Here is an 18,788-nt window from a genome sequence, read left to right as displayed (position 1 = left end):
CGATTGTGCGCCGCGGGGCGGGGCGGGGCGGGGCGGGGCGGCGGAGCGGGATGTCGGAGGCCGCGCCTAGACTCGAAGGGCCATGATCGACGCCCCTCTGCTGCCCGTGCCGGATGCCGACGACCCGCTCCTCGCGGGCCTCAACCCTCCGCAGCGAGAGGCCGTCACCTACCGGGGGCCGGCACTGCTCATCGTCGCGGGAGCCGGTTCAGGCAAGACCCGCGTGCTCACCCACCGCATCGCCTCGCTGCTGCGTGGCCGCGAGGCGTGGCCGAGCCAGATCCTCGCGATCACGTTCACCAACAAGGCCGCGGGCGAGATGCGCGAGCGCGTCGAGCAGATCGTCGGCGAGGCGGCCCGCGGCATGTGGATCTCCACCTTCCACTCCGCGTGCGTGCGCATTCTGCGCCGGGAGGCGGAGCAGTTCGGGTTCACCAAGTCCTTCACCATCTACGACTCCGGTGACTCGCGCGCGCTCATCAAGCGGCTCGTCAAGGAGCACGAGGCCGACGCGTTCAGCATGACCGCGGCATCCGTGCAGTCGCGCATCTCCAAGCTCAAGAACGAGCTGCTCGACGCGGAGGGGTATGCACGAGACGCCAACATGTCCGACCCGGCTGAGCGGATCTTCGTCGAGCTGTTCGCCGACTATCAGCGCCAGCTGCGCAAGGCCAACGCCTTCGACTTCGACGACCTGATCGCGCAGACGGTGTTCCTGTTCCGGGCGTTCCCGCACGTGGCCGACGTCTACCGGCGCCGGTTCCGGCACATCCTCGTCGATGAGTACCAGGACACCAACCACGCCCAGTACGCCCTCATCCGAGAGCTCACCAAGCCGGTCTCCGGAGAGGGGGCAGCGCCGTTCGAAGCCAACGGCATGATGATCTTCGAGCCGGCGGCGGCGGAGCCGCTGCTGGAGAGCGCCTCTCTGACGGTCGTGGGTGACTCCGACCAGTCGATCTACGCGTTCCGCGGCGCAGACATCCGCAACATCACCGAGTTCGAGCGCGACTTCACCGGAGCGCGGGTCGTGCTTCTGGAACAGAACTACCGTTCGACGCAGAACATCCTCTCGGCGGCCAATGCCGTGATCGGCAACAACTTCGACCGCAAGGACAAGAAGCTCTGGAGCGACCGCGGCCCGGGGGAGAAGATCGTCGGGTTCACCGGCTACTCGCAGCATGACGAGGCCCAGTTCGTCGCGGACGAGATCGACGCCCTGCATCGCGCCGGGATGCCGTACGGCGAGATGGCGGTGTTCTACCGCACCAACGCTCAGTCGCGCGCCCTTGAGGAGATCCTCATCCGTGCCGCGGTGCCGTACAAGATCATGGGCGGCACGAAGTTCTACGAGCGCGCCGAGATCAAGGACGCCATGGCGTATCTCATCGCGGTGGCCAATCCCGCAGACGCCATGGCCGTGCGTCGTATCCTCAACCGTCCGCGGCGCGGCATCGGCGATGTCACCGAGACGGCGATCGCACGGTTCGCCGACGCCAACGACATCTCGTTCCGCGATGCGCTGCGGCATCCCGGCGAGCTCGGCGTCGGCCCCAAGCTGCAGGCCGCCATCGCCGCACTCGACGCGCTGCTCGACGAGGCCACCGCGATCATGCTCCCCGCGTCTGGCGAGGTCCCGCCGCCCACGGCGGTCGCGGAAGGTCTCACCCTCCTGCTGTCGCGAAGCGGCTACCTCGACGCGCTGCGTGCGAGCCGCGACCCCCAGGACGAGGCTCGCCTGGAGAACCTCGACGAGCTCGTGGCGGTCACCCGGGAGTTCGCGCGCAACAACCCGGAGGGGACGATCGTCGATTTCCTCACCGAGGTCGCGCTCGTCGCCGCCGCTGACGACCTCGAAGACTCCTCGGGGTCTGTGTCGATGATGACGATGCACACCGCGAAGGGGCTCGAGTTCGACGCCGTCTTCGTCACGGGCGTCGAAGAGGATCTCATCCCGCACCGTATCTCGGCGGGCGAGCCCGGGGGGCCGCAGGAGGAGCGCCGGCTCTTCTACGTCGGGATCACGCGGGCGCGCAAGCGCCTGTTCCTGTCGCTCGCGATGACCCGCGCGCAGTTCGGCGAGGTCGCCGTGGCGATGCCGAGCCGCTTCCTGCAGGAGATCCCCGCCGAGCTCATCGAGTGGCGGCAGTCGCCGGGCGACGTCAACTCGCGCGGCGGCACCCAGTCGCGCGCGCTCAACGCCCGGCGCACAGCGGGGTCGGGTTTCGGCGGTTCTGGCTTCGGCTCGCGAGAGCCCGCGCTCAAGCCGCTGGGGACCTCGATGGACAGGTTCGCGAACCGGGTCACGGCGAAGGTCCGCGACAACGGCGACCTCGAGCTCGCCGCCGGCGACCGGATCCGGCACGACGATTTCGGCGAGGGGCGTGTCGACGCCGTCACGGGTGAGGGCGCGAAGCGTGTGGCCCATGTGCGTTTCGACACCGCCGGCCTGAAGAAGCTGCTCATCAAGATCGCGCCGATCGCCAAGATCTGAATCGGCCGGGAACGACAGCCAGCCTCGCGCGGGTGCTCTCGTCCCGCGGCCCGGCGTCGCCTAGGCTGGAATCCATGAGTCTGTTCTCGCGTCGGAGAGACAAGCACCCCGCGGCCGCCGAGGCCGACGAGGCCGAGGTCACGCAGGAGATGTCCGCTGCCGCGGCAGACGGGAGCGCCGCGCCGGCGGCCCCGGTCGCCGAGGTCAGCGTCTCGCTGAGCGCCTTCCAGGGCCTCGGCGCTCCCGCGCGCGATCTCACCACGATGGCCGACGTGATGGAGGCGACTGGCCGGATGCCGGGCACCGCCGCGAAGGAGGAGGCCGATGCGGCCGCTGCGGCGGCCGCAGAGCTGCCCCGCCTTCCGCTGGCACCGGCGGTGCCGCCCGTCCCGGCCGAGTCGACGCCGGGGATGCCGGACAACATGCTGCTGCGGGCAGCGCTCCAGCAGCTCGGAGAGCAGCCGACGAGCGCGGAGCTCCTGGGCGTGATGCGTCAGCTTCTGCAGGGCCACGTCTACCTGCGCGTGCGCGGCGACGCTCAGGCGCAGCTCGCGGCGGGGGAGCCGCTCGCGGTCGGTGTGGCCGGGGACGGTGAGCGCACCTATCTCCTCGCGTTCAGCTCCGGCGCCGCCGTGCGTGCGTCGGTCGAGGCATCCCCAGACCCGGAGGCCACATCGGTGATCGCCCAGCCGGTCTGGTCGATGCTCACGCAGGTGGCCAACGGTGCGTTCGCCGGTGTCATCATCGACAACGCCTCCGCCCCGCACCGGGCTGTGCTCCCGAAGGAGCTCATCGTGCACACCCTGGAGCGTGCCGATCCCGAACTGCGGCTGAAGCAGATCCTCGCCGCTCCCCGCGACCAGGACACCGAGGCGAAGGCCGCCGCGGCTCTGGCAGAGGCCCGACTGTGGATCGCCGTGAGCGACCCGGCGGGCGACGGACGCTTCGGCATCGCAGAAGCCCGGATCGCCGACGGCCGCCGTCTGCTCCAGGTGTTCTCCCACCCCCTCGAGATCAGCGCGCTCGGCCACGAGGCCAAGCCCATGCCGTTCACGGCCGAGCAGGTGGGGCGCGTGCTCGCCGGCCACACCGATCTCGCCGGAGTGATCATCGATGCGGCCGGCCCCTCGCTCATCATCGGCCGGGACGGGCTCGGTCCGGTGCTCGAGCTCGTTCCCGACGAGGCCTGAGCCTCCGGCGCCTCCCGGGGGAGACGCGCTGGTCTGTTCGCCGGTGCGTCAGTCCGCCAGGGCCAGCGCCCGGAACGCGTCGCGTTCCCGCAGGGACTGGAGCCGGCTGATCGCCTCCGGCTGGTGTGAGGGCGGAAGCTGGCCCGTGGTGCGATGGTAGAGCTCGTCGATGAGAGCCGTCGCGAGGACGACGAGCTTGGCGATCTCCCGGTCGTCGCGATCCACCCACAGGCACCGGGGCTCGTCGTGCACCGGCTCGAAATCGCGGTGCTCCTCCCACACGAACAGGGTGCGTTCCGCGCCCAGTACGTGCTGCTGCCACCACACCTGCCGCAGGTAGGTGCGGGGGATCCCGCGCCAGGGCTTGTTGGTTGTCTTGATCTCGGCCAGCAGCACCCGGCCGGAATCGTCGACGCGAATGCCGTCCGGTGTCGCCAGGTGGCGCTTCTCGACCTCGGCGTGGAACAGCGCGCTCGAGGGCAGGATGCCGTGGGTCGCAGCGACCCACGCGGCGATCTCGGGCTCCCGGCGCCGGCCGTGATCGGTGTAGGCATTGCCGCCGAAGCGTGGCCCGTTGCCGAGCTTGGCATCGGCCGCGCGCGAGATCGAGGTGGGGGTGCTGAGCCCGGCGACGTCGGTCGCGGTGATCCCGCGCGAGCGTGCGCGCATCCACGCGACCCGGTCGCGGGAGTCCGCGACGATGCGCGCTTCGATCTCGGGGGTCACCCTCCGAGCCTATGCCGACCCTTCGGTGGTCCGGCGCGGCACACGCCGTCCGCGCCCCGACATCGCCGGCTCGGAGCCGGTCTCGGTGCGGGGTAGCGCCGGGTGAGGGCGGATTTGAAGGCGTGCCGAAGATGTCGTAGGGTAGGGGCAACCGAAGACCGCCGGTCATCGTCGTGCATCAGTACGAGGATCGAAGCGCTGCAAGTGATCGTGTGCAAACAGGATCACGAGCGGAGGGCCTGCGCAGGGGACATGAACGTTTCTCCAGTTCCACTGGATTCCACGCTCCGTCGCTTGCGCCGGGGCGTTTCTGCTTTTCTGCGCGGCGGTACAGGCCCGCGCTCCACCACCGTGGAGCGCACCGTACACATAAGGAGTGACCATGGCGCAGAAGGATGCAACGGTCGCCGAGCTCACGAAGTCTTTCGAGAGCTCGAACGCCGTCCTGCTGACCGAGTACCGCGGTCTGACGGTTGCCCAGCTCAAGGAGCTGCGCAACAGCATCCGTCAGAACGCGGAGTACGCCGTGGTGAAGAACACGCTGACCAAGATCGCCGCGAACAACGCGGGGATCTCGTCGCTGGACGAGGACCTCAACGGTCCGTCGGCCGTGGCGTTCGTGCACGGCGACTTCGTCGCCACCGCGAAGGCTCTGCGTGACTTCGCCAAGGCGAACCCGCTTCTCGTGATCAAGGGTGGTGTGTTCGAGGGCAACGCTCTCTCCGCCGCTGAGGTCGACAAGTACGCCTCGCTCGAGAGCCGTGAGGTTCTGCTGGCGAAGGCTGCGGGCATGATGAAGGCGACGATGGGCAAGGCTGCGGCCACCATCGACGCGCTTCGCGAAAAGCTGGAGACCGCCGAAGCCGCGTGAGCGGCGAGCGATCTCTTCTGACAAACCCCATCTATTAGGAGAAACATCATGGCGAAGCTCACCACCGAGGAGCTGCTCGAGCAGTTCGCTGACCTCACCCTCGTCGAGCTCAGCGAGTTCGTGAAGGCGTTCGAGGAGAAGTTCGACGTCACCGCGGCTGCCCCGGTCGCCGTCGCAGGCGCTGCCGGCGGTGCCGGCGAGGCCGCTGCGGCCGAGGAGAAGGACTCCTTCGACGTCATCCTCGAGGCTGCCGGCGACAAGAAGATCCAGGTCATCAAGGTCGTCCGCGAGCTCACCTCGCTCGGCCTCGGCGAGGCCAAGGCCGTCGTCGACGGTGCTCCGAAGGCCGTCCTCGAGGGCGCCAACAAGGAGGCCGCTGAGAAGGCCAAGGCCGCTCTGGAAGAGGCCGGCGCGAGCGTCACCCTCAAGTGATCCTTGCCGGAATGCTGCGCCGTTGACGGCTCTGCACCGGCGTCGAAGCACCACGAAAGCCCCGGGTTCGCCCGGGGCTTTCGTGTGCCAGGAGACCGGCGTTCCCTGCGCGCGGAATGGTTGTGGTGTTGTAACACTCAGGTCGTTGAAACACACCTGTAACACAACTAGATTGAGCGAGATCGGTTCCCGGGATCTGCGGCACGGAGTCGCATCCCGTATCCGGATCCGACGGTCCAAGAGGAGATGACAAATGAGTCGGTCACAGCGACTTCGACTTCTGGCTCCGCTCGCCTTCGTCGGCGCAGCGAGCCTCGCGCTGACGGGCTGCGGTTCGTCGAACACCCCCGGCGACTCGAACAACGGCGGGGGCGGCGATGCGGCCGCGGACTGCGCGGCCTACGAGCAGTACGGCACGTTCGACGGGGACACCGTCGAGATCTACACGACCATCCAGGGCGTCGAGCTGGACCAGATGGTGGCGACCTTCTCGGACTTCCAGGAGTGCACCGGCATCCGCATCGACCTGGTCGGCACGCAGGAGGCCGAGACGCAGATCAACGTGCGAGCCGCCGCGGGCGATGCGCCGGAGCTCATGATCATCCCGCAGCCGGGTCTGCTGTACCGCCTCATCGACGAGGGCTATGTGCTTCCCGCCTCGGAATCCGTCGAGGCGAACGTCGACGAGTTCTGGTCGGAGTCCTGGAAGGGCTACGGCACCGTCGACGGCACCTTCTACGCCGCCCCGATGCTCGCCAGCGTCAAGGGGTGGATCTGGTACTCCCCGGCCGACTTCAAGGCGCGCGGCGTGGAGGTCCCCGAGACGTGGGACGACCTGCTCGCGGTCACCGAGAAGCTCGCCAAGGACGACGACAGCGCCACCTACAAGCCGTGGTGCGTCGGCTTCGGCTCCGGTGACGCCACCGGCTGGCCTGGCACGGACTGGGTCGAAGACCTCGTCCTGCGCACCGCCGGTCCCGACGCCTATGACCAGTGGGTCTCCGGTGAGCTGAAGTTCTCCGACCCGAAGATCAAGGCGGCGTTCGACGAGGTCGGCAAGATCCTCCTCAACCCGGACTACGTCAACGGCGGATTCGGCGGCGTCGAGTCCATCGTCTCGACCACCTTCAACGACGGCGGTCTGCCGATCCTCGAAGGGAACTGCTCGATGCACCACCAGGCGTCGTTCTACGAGGCGCAGTGGCCGGAGGGCACCGTGGTGGCGCCAGACGGTGACGTCTGGGCGTTCCTGACCCCGAAGACCGACCAGAACGCGGGCGACGCGGTGACCGGTGGTGGCGAGCTCGTCGCCAAGTTCGTCGAGGGCGACGCCGTCGACGCAGTGCAGACCTTCATGTCGACCGACACCTGGGCGAACCTGCGGGTCGACGAGGGCGGCGTGATCAGCGCGAACAAGGGCCTGGACCCGTCGCTCGCCAAGAGCGACCTGGGCCGTGCCGCGATCGAGATCCTGCAGGGCGAGGACACCGTGTTCCGCTTCGACGGTTCCGACCTGATGCCCGCCGCCGTCGGAACCAGCTCGTTCTGGACCGGCATGAACGACTGGGTGACCGGCACGAAGAACACCGACCAGCTGGTCGCGTTCATCGACAGCAGCTGGCCCTGAGGCACCGCCGCACCGGCATCCGCTCGTCTGAGCGGGTGCCGGTGCGGCCGGTACGCCCCGGATTGCCGGGCCCGAGAGAGCTGATCTCCGGGCCCGGATCTCTTCCCCCACTGCCCCACAGGAACCGCTACGCTCGGCTCAAGCCTCCGTCCCGAGGGAGGGCTCAGGGCACGCACGAGGCGTGCCGCCCGTGCCGAGCACGACAGAGCACACGCTCAGAGAGGAGTCCTCGTGTCAGTGCTGATGCGAAGGGCCGCCCACCCGCATCGCGGCGCCCGCAGGGAGGTGACCCCTGATGCGTAATGGCTTCTGGGAGTCCTTCGCCGAGAAGCTCGGTGTCTTCTTCATCGGCCTCGCTGCGTTCGCCGCGGTGATCGGTCTCGTCCTGTTCCTCGCCGACCGCGCGCCCAAGAAGGGACGCGACGTCCTCCAGCTGTTCGCCTTCCTGGCGCCGGCGCTGATCCTACTCCTGGTCGGCCTGGTCTACCCGGCCGGCCGGACCATCCTCCTCGCCTTCACCAACAAGGACGGCTCCCTCGGCCTGGACAACTTCATCTGGATGTTCAGCCAGCCCAGCACCCTGATCGTGCTGGGCAACACCCTGCTCTGGGTGGCCCTGGTTCCGCTGCTGTCGACGGTGATCGGGCTCGCATACGCCGTCTTCATCGACCGCGCGTACGGTGAGAAGGCGCTCAAGTCGCTGGTGTTCATGCCGATGGCCATCTCCTTCGTCGGGGCCGGCATCATCTGGCGCTTCATGTACGAGTACCGTGCGACGGGCTTCGAGCAGATCGGCCTGCTGAACCAGATGATGGTGTGGCTGGGGCTGGAGCCCCAGCAGTGGCTCATCAACTCCCCGCTGAACAACATCTTCCTGATCATCGTGATGATCTGGATCCAGACCGGTTTCGCGATGGTGCTGTTCTCCGCCGCCATCAAGGCCGTGCCGACCGAGCACCTCGAGGCCGCGCGCCTGGACGGCACGAACGCCTGGCAGCGGTTCTTCTACATCACGCTGCCGAGCATCCGGGGCACGCTGGTGGTCGTGGTCACCACGATCACGATCGCAACGCTGAAGGTCTTCGACATCGTCCGCGCGATGACCGGTGGTCAGTTCAACACCAGCGTGATCGCCAACGAGATGTATACCCAGGCGTTCCGCAATGGGCAGGCCCAGCAGGGTGCGGCGCTGGCCGTCGTGCTGTTCGTGATGGTGCTCCCCGTCGTCATCTTCAACGTCGTGAACATGCGCAAGCAGAGGGAGGTGCGGTGATGAGCGCCACGCAAGCCCTCACGCCCGAGGCGGTCGACAAAACCCCCCGTACGAAGGCGGCGCGCGTTCGTCAGACCCTTCGGTCGCCGTGGGCGACGCTCGCCGCGGTCATCATCGCGGTGGTCTGGACCATCCCCACCTTCGGGCTCTTCGTCTCGTCGTTCCGCCCGGCCAACGACATCAAGAAGACCGGCTGGTGGACGGTGTTCACCAACCCGAACTTCAGCCTGGAGAACTACCAGGAGGTGCTGTTCGCCTCCGGGGCCTCGAGCGCAAACCTGGGGTCGTACTTCATCAACTCCTTCATCATCACGATCCCGTCCGCGCTGTTCCCGATCGTGCTCGGCGCGATGGCGGCCTACGCGATCGCGTGGATCCCGTTCCGCGGCGCGAACTGGCTGTTCGTCGGGATCTTCGCGCTGCAGATCGTGCCCATCCAGATGGCCCTGATCCCGCTGCTGCAGATCTTCTCGCAGGTGCTGGGCATCAGCGGCACGTTCCCGGCGGTCTGGGTCGCGCACACGATCTTCGGCCTCCCGCTGGTGATCTTCCTGCTGCACAACTTCATCTCCGAGATCCCGGGTGAGCTGATCGAGGCGGCCCGGATCGATGGCGCAGGACACACCCAGATCTTCTTCCGGATCATCCTGCCGCTGTCGGTTCCCGCCCTGGCGAGCATCGGCATCTTCCAGTTCCTCTGGGTGTGGAACGATCTGCTCGTGGCGCTGGTGTTCTCCGGCGGCACGGTCGACGTCGCACCGCTCACGCAGCGCCTGGCCGAGATGGTCGGAAACTTCGGCCGGAACACCCACCTGCTGCCGGCGGGCGCGTTCGTGTCGATCATCGTTCCGCTCATCGTGTTCTTCGCGCTGCAGAAGTACTTCGTCCGCGGCCTGCTGGCGGGTTCCACGAAGGGCTGAGCCCGACCCGCGCGAGGCCCCGCATCCGGCGTCCGGATGCGGGGCCTTCTGCCGTCCGCCGAGCGGTACGATAGACCATCGCCCGAATCGATTCGACTCGTTCGGCTCCGCCGCGCCGCTCCCGCCTGCGGCCGCCCCCCAACCGCCCCCACCGAAAGGCTGTGCGTGTCCGACGTGCCCTCCTCGCCCTCCGACCGCCGTACAGCCACCGGCAGCATCCGCACGGCCACGGGAGCGATCCGCACGCTCGGATCCAATCCGCAGACCGCGCCGATCGTGCTCCACCCCGGCGACTCGCTGTCGACGTCGCGGCGGGTGCTCTACATCGTGCTGCTGGGTGCCCTGACCGCGCTGGGCCCGTTCACGGTCGACCTCTACCTGCCGGCCTTCCCGATGCTCGAGGCCGACTTCCAGACCAGCGCGGCCGCGATCCAGCTCACGCTGACCGGCACCATGATCGGCTTCGCGCTGGGGCAGCTGGTGGTCGGTCCGTTGAGCGATAAGATCGGCCGCCGCGTTCCGCTGGTCGCCGTCACCGCGCTGCACGTCCTGGCCAGCATCGGGGCCGCACTCGCGCCCGATCTCGGGCTGCTCACCGTCGCACGGGTGCTGATGGGTGCCGGAGCGGCCGCCGGGGGCGTGGTGGCGATGGCGATCGTCCGTGATCTCTTCGGCGGGCGTCGGCTGGTGGTCGTGCTGTCCCGGCTCGCGCTGGTCAGCGGGCTGGCCCCGGTGATCGCCCCGCTGGCCGGATCGATGCTCCTGGCGGTGATGCCGTGGCGGGGCATCTTCATCGTCTTGGCGGCGTACGGCCTGGCGATGGTGGTCGCGACAGCGATCGTGATCCCCGAGACCCTGCCCCGGGCCCGCCGGCAGGACAAGGGCAGCCAGACGATGCTGCAGCGCTACCGCAGCGTGCTCTCCGACCGGGTCTTCATCGGCGTGCTCATCATCGGCGGGATGTCGTTCTCCGGGATGTTCTCCTACCTGAGCGCCTCGCCGTTCCTGTTCCAGCAGACGCACGGGCTCAACCCGCAGCAGTACGGGGTGCTGTTCGCCGTCAACTCCGTCGGCATCATCATCGGTGTGCAGTCGGCGTCACGCCTGGCAGCGCGCTTCGGGCCGCAGTGGGTGCTCGCCTTCTCGACGGCCTCGCTCGTGGTGACCGGCACCACGATCATCGTGGCAGACCAGCTGGGGCTGGGCCTGTGGGGCACCGTGGTGCCGCTGTTCCTGTTCATCATGTCGTGCGGGTTCACCTTCCCCTGCGTGCAGGTGCTCGCCCTCGACAGGCACGGCAAGGCCGCTGGCACCGCAGCATCGCTCCTCGGTGCGGCGAACTTCGGGGTCGCCGGAGCCATCTCGCCGCTCGTGGGACTCATCTCCGCTGATGGCATCACCGCCACCACGATGGCGGCGGTGATGGTCGGCGCCGCCCTCGTCGGCGTCGCTTCGCTGTGGTTCGTGGTGCGGCCCCGTACCGTGGGGATGCTGCAGCCCTGACGCTGCCGGTGGCCGTCGCGCGGCGCGGCAGCGCCCGCGGTGGAGGGCATGCGGGAGAATAGGGCGATGACGCGTCGTGCAGCACTCAACACCGGCGTGGTCTGCCTGCTGCTGGGGATCGGAATGGCCGCGCTGATCTCGGCCGACGTCGTGCTCCCCGCGTGGGACCTGCGGTGGAACGAGCTCATGGTCGGCCGTGCCGATGGCGTGGCCCCCGCCTTCGCGCTGTGGCTGAACACCGCCGGCGGCGGCCGCGTCACCGTGGCCGTCGGCATCGTGCTCATCGCGGTGCTGCTGATCGCGTTGCGCAGGCCCCGCACCGCGGCCTACGCCGTGCTCGTGCTCGCCGCGAGCGCCGGCGCTGTGCAGGTGATCAAGCAGATCGTGGCGCGCGCCCGCCCGGATGAGATGCTCGTCGCCAGTGACTTCGGTTCATTCCCGTCGGGGCATACGGCGAACGCGGCGTCGCTCGCGGTGCTGTTGTGGGTGGTCTTCCCCCGGGTATGGATGGCGATCGTGGGGGCGGCATGGGTCGTGGTGATGGCCTACTCGCGCACGTTGCTGAGCGTGCACTGGCTCAGCGACACCGTGGGCGGCGCTCTCGTGGGGGCGGGTGCGGCACTGCTGCTCACGGCGGCGCTGCAGCCGTGGCTCACGCGCGATCGGGAGGTACCGCGTCGAGCAGGGGATCCGGCATGAACCCGTGGCGCATCCGCCCCTATCAGCCGGCGGATCGAACGCGGCTCGCCGAGATCTGCCTGCGCACGGCGGACGCCGGCTCTGACGCGAGCGGACTGCTCGACGACGACACGCTCTGGGCGGACGTCTACGCGCTGCCGTACGTTCAGCGGCATCCCGACCTCGCCTGGGTGGTGGCGGACGGCGACGACCTCGCCGGGGGCTACGTCCTCGGGACAGACGACACCACGGCCTTCGAGGCCTGGTTCCGCGACGAGTGGTGGCCGCAGCGCAGCGCCGGCCGACCGCGCCCCCGGGCGCCAGAAACGCGTCAGGAGCGGGTGCTGGCGGACGCCTGGAGCGTGGGTCGCCGCGATGAGGCGCCGCCGTCGGCGTATCCGGCGCACCTGCATATCGACCTCTTGCCCGTCGCGCAGGGCGCCGGGCTCGGTCGCCGCCTGATGGCGATGCTGCTCGACGAGCTCGCCCGCCGTGGCGTGCCGGGTCTGCATCTCGGCATCGACCCGGCCAATCGCGGAGCTGCGGCGTTCTACACCCGCCTCGGATTCACGCGGCTGCCCGCACCCGCTGGCGCTGAACGGTATGGGATCCGGCTGCCAGCGCGACTCTGATGTGCCGCGTGCGCGGGGGCGCGCAGGTTCAGGTAGGATGGTCGCTGGCCCTCCGGGGCCGCCCGGAGGATTCGCCTAGTGGCCTATGGCGCACGCTTGGAAAGCGTGTTGGGGATGAAACCCCTCGGGGGTTCGAATCCCCCATCCTCCGCCAGCAGCATTTAGCCCCTCATCAGGTTGTTTTACCAGCCGGATGAGGGGCTTTTCGCCGTGTTGTGCTGAACGCTGTGCTAAGAGCCGTCGATGTGTGCTGATAGCCGTTCGATCGCCGAGCGCTGCATTGTCGGGGTAACGTGCGAGTAGATGTTCACGGTCGTCGCGATGGTGGAGTGCCCGAGGCGCTCTTGGACGACTTTCGGGTGCTCGCCGAGCTCGAGAGGGAGTGTCGCGTGCGAGTGGCGCAGCCTTGAGGGAGTGTCTGATTTTCGGTGTTTCTGGGTCGGCCTGACCGAAAGGAACAGGCCGTGATGGACACGACCGAGAGGATCGATCCTGTGACGGGAGAGCTCATTGATGAGCAGCAGCTCGCGGAGCAGCTGTTGAAGCAAGCGAAGGAACAGGGCGTTGACCTCGTCGGCCCCGACGGGTTGTTGAACGGGCTTACCAAGCGAGTCTTGGAGACAGCGCTCGAGGCAGAGATGACCGAACACCTCGGTCACGAGAAGTACCAGCAGGCTGAGAGCGGCAACATCCGCAATGGCAGCCGTTCGAAGACCGTGCTGACCGAGGTTGGTCCCGTCGAGATCGACGTGCCGCGGGACCGGGCCGGGTCGTTCGAGCCGAAGATCGTGAAGAAACGGCAGCGACGACTTACCGGCGTGGGCGAGATCGTTCTCTCGCTCACCGCGCGTGGGTTGACGACCGGTGAGGTCGCGGCGCATTTCGACGAGGTCTATGGGGCGTCTGTGTCGAAGGACACGATCAGTCGGATCACCGACAAGGTCATCGAGGAGATGACCGAGTGGCAGAACCGACCGTTGGACCGCGTCTATCCCGTGGTGTTCGTCGACGCCCTGGTTGTGAAAGTCCGCGACGGCCAAGTGCGGAACAAGCCGTTCTATATCGCCGTGGGTGTCACGGTGAACGGGGAGAGGGACATCCTCGGGATCTGGGCCGGCGACGGCGGTGAGGGAGCGAAGTTCTGGCTCGGTGTGCTCACCGAGATCAAGAACCGTGGCGCCGAGGACGTCTGCATCGTCGTCTGCGACGGGCTCAAAGGGCTGCCGGAGTCGATCAACACCGCATGGCCGCTGGCGACGGTGCAGACCTGCATCATCCATCTGATCCGGAACACGTTCCGGTTCGCCTCACGCCACTACTGGGAAGAGATGGGCAAGGACCTCCGACCGGTCTATACGGCTCCGACTGAAGCGGCAGCTCGGGAGCGGTTCGAGGAGTTCGACGCGACATGGGGTCAGCAATATCCGGCAATCAGCAAGCTCTGGCAGAACGCCTGGTCGGAGTTCGTGCCGTTCCTCGACTGGGATGTCGAGATCCGCCGGATCATCTGCTCGACGAACGCGATCGAGTCCCTCAACGCCCGCTACCGCCGCGCGGTCAGAGCCCGTGGGCACTTTCCCAACGATGCTGCAGCGCTGAAGTGTCTCTATCTCGTGACCCGCTCGCTTGACCCGACGGGTCGGGGCAGAGCGTCGCTGGGCGACGAGGTGGAAGCCAGCGCTGAACGCGTTCGCGATCGCCTTCGAAGGCCGAATCAACTAATGACCGCCGGCCCAGAAACACCGTTCATCGGACAGACCCGGCGACGGGGCTCCACCCATTCCCCTCCGACATCCCACAGAACACCACGAGACGCCAGAACGCCGCCAGCCTCCCGCCCAGCCACGTTCATCGCCGAAGTACAGGCCACCCCCTCGAAAAATCTAGCCTTCGTGCTTGGGGGACGACCATGGGGCCCCAGGCCTCTCCGCCCAAGGTCCCAGAAGGGGTACGCGCGCACGCGCGCGCGTAGAAACTAACATCCAGACGCTCATCGCGCAGGTCCTCGTGGGCCTACAGTGCTACTCTTCAGCAGCGCCGATCAGCATCGACGATGCTCAGCAGCCGCCGACTCGTGTGGTCCCCTAGCCGAGCGTCGTAACTGGCCGATGTCTGTGGCCAGTGGTCTACTATGCATACAAGGGATGAGGAGCAAGATTATGGCACCGGTAATCCAACTCGCAGAGACAGATCTGCGCGAGCGCCTCGCAACTATTCTTAGGTCACTCGACCTGCGTTCGTACGAGGAGTTTCGTGAGCGCGCCGAGAAGAACCTGCTACAGGACCGCGAATGGGCCGCTCGGGACGAACTCGATTCGATCGCGTACCTGCTCGGCGAAGACCGCCTCACTGACTGAATGAGTGTTCTCGGCCAAGCACAGGAGCTCGCCGACCGCCTCGAGAGCACGATCCGTAACAGCCTGCCTGGCGAGCCGCGCATTCGAGCCCAACTGTTCGAGAAGACGGGTCGCGTTCGAGTCTCACCCGTTGATGAGGCAGGTTCGATCGAGCCCGCACGCCTCCCGCTGTACATCGATGAGGAATTGCTCGCTAACTGGAGTTTTTACCTGTTCACCGATTCCTCTTACGAGGGGTTTCTCCGGGTAGACCAGATGCGGATCACTCTGTTCGCAAAGTTCGAGGAGTCACCGATCGCCCGGCTGGAGTACGAGGGGAAGACAACCGGGCCCCCGGTGAGTCATTGGCAATTCCACGCTGAACGGGGGGCGCTCTCGTTCCTCCTCGCCCGTGCATTTCAGAAGGGCAAGAAGGGCAAGAAGGGCAGGGCGCCGATGTCGCTCTCCTCGTTGCACTTCCCGACCGGGGGGCGCCGGTTCAGACCCGGCCTAGAAGACTTCATCCAGTTCTTGATACAGGACGGCGGCTTTGACCACGTCGATGGCTGGAAGCGCGTGCTTGAAGAGGGGCGTGAACTTGCCAGACGGTTTCAGGTTCGCACTATCGCGCGGGACTACCCCGCAGAGGTCGCGCAAATCCTCCGGGATCGAGGATGGTCCGTAGACCCGCCTGAAGATTTCGACGAATGGGAGAGCGTCGAAGTGCTGCGCGAGTACTGAAACCTGAACGAGAACACCGCGAGAATCAGGCGGCAGGTGGCGCCGATTCCGAACGGAATCCGCCTGGAATCCGCTTTACGCCGGCCGGCGTCATCCCCACCTGCGGCCCCCCCTCGACCTCACGCGTCCAGCGGGGTGGAGGCTGCCTGCATCGCGATTAAGGGTCTCCGGGGCTTGCCGCCCTCTCCCCCCGGCATTTTTTCTTACAGCACGCCTTCGCCGCGCAGAGGTCGGATGCCAGCGCCTACAAACCCGGGCGCAAAGCCAGTAACACCAGCTGCGGCCGCGAAGGCATGAATGTCGAAGTTCGGATCATCCTCGGCGAGGGCCTGCCCAACGACCCAAGCCACGTTCAGTCGGATGTAGTCAGCGCTCTTGGTGTCGAGTCGGTCGGTCGTCGTGTGGTCGGCGCCGCGGTCGTGACGAGCGCCGTCGATGCGTGAATGGGCGTCCGACCAATCCTGGGCGCGGATTTCGTCGGCGAGCCGCTGAGCGAGAGTGCTGAGATTACGCATGATCCTTCTTCCTTTGCGCTGATAGAAACACCGCCGGGGCGGTGGTCCCAAGGATAAGTTCGGCGTGTGACACACGTTCCAGCTTTCTCGTAGCGGCCTCCAGATCGATGCCAGAACTGGGTCGGTGCCCTGCGCCAGCGTGCCCACGAAGGTGCGGCGCACCCCGCTTCGCGAGGGCACGCTGCAATCTCGCGCATACGGTGTGCTAATCGCTGTGCTACCGCCGAGGAATCGGTCGCCTGATGTTGACCCTGTGCGTCTTCGCCGGGTCGGTGAGGCCAGTGATTTCTAGGGCCTGACGCTGTTCGTCGCATCTAGCAGTTGACGGGTGCTTGGCAGTTCGAATCCCCCATCCTCCGCCAGAATCACGCCCCGCCCGCTCGCCGCTTGTGCGCGTCCTCTCGCGGGCTTGCCTCGCAGGACTCTGCCGGCGCGCGCCGCCGGGGGAGCGCATGTGCGAGCCGGGCGCACGCCGAAGGCGGCGTCCGGAGACGCCGCCTTCGGGAGGGATCAGCGGTTGGCTGCGCGCGGCGCGCCGATGCCCGGGTCGATCTGGAACGGCCCGTCGACCGACGGTCGCACGTCGAAGTCGAAGATCGCCGTCGGGATGTACACCGTCGAACACGAGTTCGGGATGTCCACGACACCGGACAGGCGTCCTTCGATCGGTGCAGCACCCAGCAGGAGGTAGACCTGCTCCGGGCTGTAGCCGAACTTCGTCAGGTAGTCGATCGCGTGCAGACAGGCGCGCTGATACGACAGGTGCGAGTCGAGGTAGCGCTGCTCGCCGTCGAGGGTCACCGAGGTGCCCGAGAACGCGAGCCACTCGCTGAAGCGCGGATCCACGGTCCCCGGCAGGAAGATGGCGTTCTCGGTCACGCCGTACGTCTCCATGCCGCCGGGGATGATGTCGACGTGCAGATCGATGAACCCGCCCATCTCGATCGCGCCGCAGAAGGTGATCTCGCCGTCGCCCTGGGAGAAGTGCAGGTCGCCCACCGACAGGTTCGCCCCGTCGACGTACACCGGGTAGAAGACCCTGCTGCCCTTGGAGAGGTTCTTGATGTCCTGGTTGCCGCCGTTCTCACGCGGGGGAGCGGTGCGGGCCGCCTCGCCGGCGACCCGGTCGTACTCCGACTCCGGCAGCGACCCGAGCACCGCGTGGCGCGGCTCGGGCGGCAGGGCCAGCGGCGGCACGCGGTGGGGGTCGGTAGCGATCAGCGCGCCCTCCCGGGCGTTCCACCTCGCCAGCAGCTCCGCGGAGGGGGCCGTGCCCATCAGGCCGGGGTGGATGAGCCCGGCGAAGGACACTCCCGGCACGTGGCGTGAGGTGGCGATCTGTCCGCTGAAGTCCCAGACGGCCTTGTAGGCGTCGGGGAACTGCTCGGTGAGGAAGCCGCCGCCGTTGTTCTTCGCGAAGATGCCGGTATAGCCCCAGCCCTGCCCGGCGAGCGGGCCGGAGTCCTCCTGGGGGATGGGACCGACGTCGAGGATGTCGACGATGAGGAGGTCGCCCGGCTTGGCGCCCTCCACCCGGAACGGGCCGGACAGCTTGTGCACCGTCAGGAGCGGAGCGTTCAGGATGTCCTCGGCGGAGTCGTCGTTGACGATCGCGCCGTCGAACCACTCGCGGCAGTCGACCCGGAACGACTCTCCGGGCTTCACGGTCGCCACCGGCGGAATCTCGGGATGCCACCGGTTGTGGCCGATCTTCTCCTGATCCTCGAACTTCTTCGCGGAGTCGAGTGGGAACAATACCTCTGGCATGATCTCTCCTTCGGGTCGTGGCTTCTTGGCGCGATCTGTCCCCGGTCAGGACCGGGGGAGCTTCTGGTGCAGCGGGTTGCGGGTCACCGGCGTCCCGCGGCCGGGCCGACGCCCGGGGACCGAGCCGCTGACGACCTCCGGTTCGTGGGCGGATCGCGCAGCGCGGTCCATCAGGCCGAACGCGGCGGTGCCGGTGCGGCCCAGATGCGGAGCGGTGATCGCTCTGCGGGCCGGCTCCCCGCATGCGGGGCACGCGGCGGCATCCGGGACGGCGGCCATCGGGTGGATCTCGGTGAACGTGCCGCAGGAACAGCGGAAGTCGTAGCGGGGCATGGAGCTCCTCTCGGGGCGGGGTCAGGAGTCAGCGCGCACCGCGGCCTGCGCGGCGCTGCGGCGGCCGAGGGGCACGGCGAGGACCAGGGCCAGGACGCCCAGGACGGCGTATCCGGCTGCCCATGTCCAGTCGCTGACGAAGGCGCCGGTGAGGAGCAGCAGCGCGGGGATCGTGCCGGTGAGGAAGGACAGCATGATCGTGAACCAGCCCGTCAGGTGCCCGAGCGACTCGCGCCCCCGCCCGAGCAGGAGGAAGAACAGCCACCACAGGACGGCCCACAGGAACCAGATGACGCCGAAGACGGGATCGTCGTAGCGGACGACGTTGACCACGCCGATCACGATCGCGCAGATCACCACGAACAGCGAGAACCAGCCCAGTCCTTCCGCGCCCTGGCCGGTCCACTGGATGAGCCCGACGTAGAGGTACGTGAAGCCGAATAGGTAGATCCCCGCGGCGGCGAAGATCGCATCAGGATCCCCGTTCGCCTGGATGAGGGCGATGGTGGGGAAGACCACCTGCATCGTTCCGACGAAGAAGTTGAGGATGCCCGCGGCTTTCCCGGGGATCACACCGATCAGCATGAGGCCGTTGATGAACAGCACGGCCCCGACGTACAGCAGCCCGACGTTTCCCACTCTCACTCCGTTCGCCCGCCCCGAGGCGGTGCGTCTGCGCACGCCGAAACGGCGTGCGACACCGTCGTCGCGGCTCTGCTCTGACCCCACGGATTGCGGCCGTCAACGGGT

At 67.5% G+C, this 18,788-nt stretch carries 18 protein-coding genes, 1 tRNA gene and 1 pseudogene; 14 read left to right on the top strand and 6 right to left on the bottom strand.

The features are described from left to right. The first annotated feature begins 82 nt into the window (after positions 1–82). Both AC3RXY_RS00310 and AC3RXY_RS00305 read left to right on the top strand, forming a co-directional pair. Entirely contained in the window at positions 83–2,494 is a 2,412-nt protein-coding gene (locus AC3RXY_RS00310; protein ID WP_491508884.1) for an ATP-dependent helicase, read from the top strand. Positions 2,495–2,568: 74 nt separating this feature from the next. Then, on the top strand, positions 2,569–3,684 hold the full coding sequence (locus tag AC3RXY_RS00305; protein ID WP_491508883.1) for an SseB family protein: 1,116 nt from the start codon (positions 2,569–2,571) through the stop codon (positions 3,682–3,684). A gap of 48 nt (positions 3,685–3,732) precedes the next feature. Here the strand turns inward: AC3RXY_RS00305 and AC3RXY_RS00300 are convergent, their stop codons facing one another. After that, positions 3,733–4,410, bottom strand: a complete 678-nt coding sequence (locus AC3RXY_RS00300; protein WP_491508882.1) for a YqaJ viral recombinase family protein — start codon at positions 4,408–4,410, stop codon at positions 3,733–3,735. A 382-nt stretch (positions 4,411–4,792) separates the two neighbouring features. Here AC3RXY_RS00300 and rplJ point away from each other — a divergent pair, with 382 nt between their 5' ends. From rplJ to AC3RXY_RS00255, 9 genes are all read left to right on the top strand, one after another. After that, positions 4,793–5,281: a 50S ribosomal protein L10 gene (gene rplJ, locus AC3RXY_RS00295; protein ID WP_491508881.1), complete on the top strand. Its 489-nt coding sequence runs from the start codon at positions 4,793–4,795 to the stop codon at positions 5,279–5,281. Positions 5,282–5,329: 48 nt separating this feature from the next. Next, positions 5,330–5,713: a 50S ribosomal protein L7/L12 gene (gene rplL, locus AC3RXY_RS00290; protein ID WP_491508880.1), complete on the top strand. Its 384-nt coding sequence runs from the start codon at positions 5,330–5,332 to the stop codon at positions 5,711–5,713. Positions 5,714–5,966: 253 nt separating this feature from the next. Continuing rightward, complete coding sequence (locus AC3RXY_RS00285; protein ID WP_491508879.1) at positions 5,967–7,340, top strand: ABC transporter substrate-binding protein; 1,374 nt, start codon at positions 5,967–5,969, stop codon at positions 7,338–7,340. Between the two features lie 295 nt (positions 7,341–7,635). Then, positions 7,636–8,613, top strand: coding sequence for a carbohydrate ABC transporter permease (locus tag AC3RXY_RS00280; protein ID WP_491508878.1), 978 nt, complete (start codon positions 7,636–7,638; stop codon positions 8,611–8,613). Then, positions 8,613–9,533: a carbohydrate ABC transporter permease gene (locus tag AC3RXY_RS00275; RefSeq protein WP_491508877.1), complete on the top strand. Its 921-nt coding sequence runs from the start codon at positions 8,613–8,615 to the stop codon at positions 9,531–9,533. The genes AC3RXY_RS00280 and AC3RXY_RS00275 overlap by 1 nt, the downstream gene beginning before the upstream one ends. 165 nt (positions 9,534–9,698) lie before the next feature. Beyond that, on the top strand, positions 9,699–11,036 hold the full coding sequence (locus AC3RXY_RS00270) for a multidrug effflux MFS transporter (RefSeq protein ID WP_491508876.1): 1,338 nt from the start codon (positions 9,699–9,701) through the stop codon (positions 11,034–11,036). Between the two features lie 66 nt (positions 11,037–11,102). Then, complete coding sequence (locus tag AC3RXY_RS00265) at positions 11,103–11,735, top strand: phosphatase PAP2 family protein (RefSeq protein WP_491508875.1); 633 nt, start codon at positions 11,103–11,105, stop codon at positions 11,733–11,735. Further along, the gene (locus AC3RXY_RS00260) at positions 11,732–12,346 is read left to right on the top strand and encodes a GNAT family N-acetyltransferase (RefSeq protein ID WP_491508874.1); all 615 of its coding nucleotides are present in this window, start codon (positions 11,732–11,734) and stop codon (positions 12,344–12,346) included. The genes AC3RXY_RS00265 and AC3RXY_RS00260 overlap by 4 nt, the downstream gene beginning before the upstream one ends. A 64-nt stretch (positions 12,347–12,410) precedes the next feature. Next, a tRNA-Ser gene (locus AC3RXY_RS00255) sits at positions 12,411–12,500 on the top strand. A 76-nt stretch (positions 12,501–12,576) separates the two neighbouring features. Here the strand turns inward: AC3RXY_RS00255 and AC3RXY_RS00250 are convergent. Continuing rightward, on the bottom strand, positions 12,577–12,894 hold the full coding sequence (locus AC3RXY_RS00250; protein WP_491508873.1) for a tyrosine-type recombinase/integrase: 318 nt from the start codon (positions 12,892–12,894) through the stop codon (positions 12,577–12,579). Between AC3RXY_RS00250 and AC3RXY_RS00245 the strand changes: the two are divergent. The 3 genes and pseudogenes from AC3RXY_RS00245 to AC3RXY_RS00235 all read left to right on the top strand — a co-directional run bounded on the left by AC3RXY_RS00245 (position 12,814) and on the right by AC3RXY_RS00235 (position 15,423). Then, positions 12,814–14,068: pseudogene (locus tag AC3RXY_RS00245) on the top strand (IS256 family transposase). The gene AC3RXY_RS00250 and the pseudogene AC3RXY_RS00245 sit on opposite strands and share 81 nt — an antisense overlap. 437 nt (positions 14,069–14,505) lie before the next feature. Continuing rightward, positions 14,506–14,703: a hypothetical protein gene (locus AC3RXY_RS00240; protein WP_491508872.1), complete on the top strand. Its 198-nt coding sequence runs from the start codon at positions 14,506–14,508 to the stop codon at positions 14,701–14,703. After that, on the top strand, positions 14,704–15,423 hold the full coding sequence (locus tag AC3RXY_RS00235; protein ID WP_491508871.1) for a hypothetical protein: 720 nt from the start codon (positions 14,704–14,706) through the stop codon (positions 15,421–15,423). 203 nt (positions 15,424–15,626) lie between these two features. On the opposite strand, the gene AC3RXY_RS00230 is transcribed toward AC3RXY_RS00235, so the two are convergent. From AC3RXY_RS00230 to AC3RXY_RS00215, 4 genes are all read right to left on the bottom strand, one after another. Further along, complete coding sequence (locus AC3RXY_RS00230) at positions 15,627–15,938, bottom strand: hypothetical protein (protein WP_491508870.1); 312 nt, start codon at positions 15,936–15,938, stop codon at positions 15,627–15,629. Positions 15,939–16,448: 510 nt separating this feature from the next. Further along, on the bottom strand, positions 16,449–17,705 hold the full coding sequence (fmdA, locus tag AC3RXY_RS00225) for a formamidase (protein WP_491508869.1): 1,257 nt from the start codon (positions 17,703–17,705) through the stop codon (positions 16,449–16,451). 45 nt (positions 17,706–17,750) lie between these two features. Then, positions 17,751–18,038 (bottom strand): FmdB family zinc ribbon protein, encoded by a 288-nt coding sequence (locus AC3RXY_RS00220; RefSeq protein WP_491508868.1) that lies wholly within the window; start codon positions 18,036–18,038, stop codon positions 17,751–17,753. A gap of 21 nt (positions 18,039–18,059) precedes the next feature. After that, the gene (locus AC3RXY_RS00215; protein ID WP_491508867.1) at positions 18,060–18,677 is read right to left on the bottom strand and encodes an AmiS/UreI family transporter; all 618 of its coding nucleotides are present in this window, start codon (positions 18,675–18,677) and stop codon (positions 18,060–18,062) included. Positions 18,678–18,788: the final 111 nt, after the last annotated feature.

The organism is Microbacterium longlingense (assembly GCF_058349825.2).
This window is presented reverse-complemented; position numbering and strand designations above follow the sequence as displayed.